This window comes from Nostoc flagelliforme FACHB-838 (assembly GCF_014698065.1).
Lineage (GTDB): Bacteria > Cyanobacteriota > Cyanobacteriia > Cyanobacteriales > Nostocaceae > Nostoc > Nostoc flagelliforme_B.
Map to the genome: position 1 here is coordinate 1 of NZ_JACJSI010000657.1, position 2,151 is coordinate 2,151.

A 2,151-nucleotide genomic window follows, 5' to 3' on the forward strand; every position below is an offset into this window, starting at 1 on the left:
GCTGAGTTGTCACCTGGGGAGAAGCTCAACACAGCTGTCTTGACAGTGAACATAGAAGAAGCAGACACATTTAACACTCAAATCATACTTGATAACGGACGAACGCCATCTGTAGGTAGCTTTCGTCGTCGGCTGCAAGTAACTGAAGCAAACTTACTGGGAGTAGGAGATGGTTTAAGTGTGGGCTATACCAACACTGATGGTAGTAACTCGTTTGATGCTAGTTACACAATACCCATCAATCCCAGAGATGGGACAATTTCTTTTACCTACGGGACTTCAGCAGCTAATGTTGTCGAAGAACCTTTCGACATCCTGGATATTCAAGCAGAATCTCGGCAGTACGAACTGACGTATCGGCAGCCAATAGTCCGAACTCCCAACCAGGAATTTGCGCTTGGCATAACTGTTTCCAGAAAAGAAAGCGAGGCTTCGTATGTAGATTTTGAATTTGGGCGAATTCCGTTCCTTTCTGATGGTGCAGATGACAAAGGGAACACGAGGGTATCAGCATTGCGATTTTTTCAAGAATGGGTGTCTCGCAATAACTGTGAAGTATTTGCAGTGCGATCGCAGTTCAGCGTGGGACTTGATGCATTCAACGCGACGATAAATTCAGATAGAGCGGATAGTCGTTTTTTCAGTTGGCTAGGGCAAGCCCAATGGTTACGACTGTTGGCTCCAGATACTCTGATGTTACTGCGTCTGAATACGCAACTAGCTACTACTACACTTTTGCCGCTAGAACAGTTTGGCACGGGTGGTGTGGATAGTGTACGAGGATATCGCCAAGATTTTTTATTAGTTGATAATGGTGTGTTTGCTTCGGCTGAAGTGCAAGTGCCGATTCTCATATCTGGTGGTACTTTGCAAATTATCCCCTTTGCAGACTTCGGATTTGGGTGGAATGCAGGTACAGAAAATCCCGACTCAAATATGTTGGCTTCTGTGGGGTTGGGATTGCAGTGGCGCGGGGGTGACTTTAATGCACGTGTTGACTGGGGGATTCCGTTGGTGTCGGGAGATTCAGACGGAAGAACTTGGCAGGAGAATGGGATTTTGTTTTCTATTCAGTACAATGCGTTTTGAACTTAATTATAGTCGTGACGCGGCGTACTTAAAGATTTCGGCTACTGTGGTTTATGAGAACCTTCAAAAGTTTTTGCCGACCATTGGTCAGCAAATTCCAATGCCGACCAACGAACGACAATTGCGTTTTTTGGCGAAAGCAGAGTTGGAACCTGCTGTGCAAGCGGATGTATTGCAGCAGGCAGTAGAGCAAGCTGGGAATAAGATTCCATCCGGTCGGATCGTGAAAGATGTTGTGGATAGGATACGCGAAAGGACAAAAGTACCCAATCCTCACCACGTTGGGGAAATATGCATTCTCTTGCCAAAGGATAACCCAGACTTGAGAGGTAAAGCGGGTTATTGGGGCGTAGTCAGCCATGTTGGAGAATACAGTTGTACACTCCAGACCTGGGACGGGGATTACACCGTAAAAATCGAACACCTGAAATCACTGGAACTGCTTGATGAAGATTGTAGATTTATGCAACAGTTATGTATACGGTTGCGCCAGTTAAATCAACTGGCTAGCCGTGACTCTTCTGTGGATTGGCTGTTGCAGGGGTTGGGGCAACAAGCTAAACCTTATTTATCTTCGTTGCACGCAAAGCTGCTGGCGGCTGTTGAGAGAGAGTACAACCTTGTTTGGAAGCAGCAGAAGTGACGATACAGCTAGTAAACAAGAGAGAATATTTTACACCAAGCGAGGTGCGATCTATACTCGATGCCGCACTTGATCGCAAAGCTCGTTATTCTCACCGTGATTATACACGCTCTGCTGATGATGTTCCGCCACGGTCTAAGGGTAGGGGAAGCTGTAGGCTATAAATGCGGTTTGCGCTGGGATGCACGCTCTGTGGCCCGAACGTCAGAAAGTTAAAAACCAACAAAAAAATCTTTCCTTTCGCGTTTGATTATTTTTTAAGCCCCAAAACGATCACGTTAGATCAATATATATAGTCCAATACGGTTCAGTTAAGGCTCAAAGTCATGTAAATTAGGCATTGTTCCGAAGAATGGAAATTAAGTGTCGTGCATCTGAGGGATTTTTCATTGGTGTCTCCTGAGATACAAAATACTGAC

The 2,151-nt window shown here is 45.5% G+C and carries 3 protein-coding genes; all 3 read left to right on the top strand.

The annotated features are described in order from the left end of the window. Positions 1-1,089, top strand: a 1,089-nt coding sequence (locus tag H6G97_RS50300; protein ID WP_190947682.1) for a ShlB/FhaC/HecB family hemolysin secretion/activation protein, incomplete at its 5' end; no start/stop codon positions are given. A 100-nt stretch (positions 1,090-1,189) separates the two neighbouring features. Then, positions 1,190-1,732, top strand: coding sequence for a hypothetical protein (locus tag H6G97_RS50305; protein WP_242056193.1), 543 nt, complete (start codon positions 1,190-1,192; stop codon positions 1,730-1,732). Beyond that, on the top strand, positions 1,729-1,896 hold the full coding sequence (locus H6G97_RS52085) for a hypothetical protein (protein WP_242056194.1): 168 nt from the start codon (positions 1,729-1,731) through the stop codon (positions 1,894-1,896). The genes H6G97_RS50305 and H6G97_RS52085 overlap by 4 nt, the downstream gene beginning before the upstream one ends. The last annotated feature ends 255 nt before the right edge of the window (positions 1,897-2,151 follow it).

Coding starts and splice junctions, on each gene's coding strand:
- H6G97_RS50305 (WP_242056193.1), top strand. CDS start 1,190: ATGCCGACCAACGAACGACAATTGCGTTTTTTGGCGAAAGCAGAGTTG.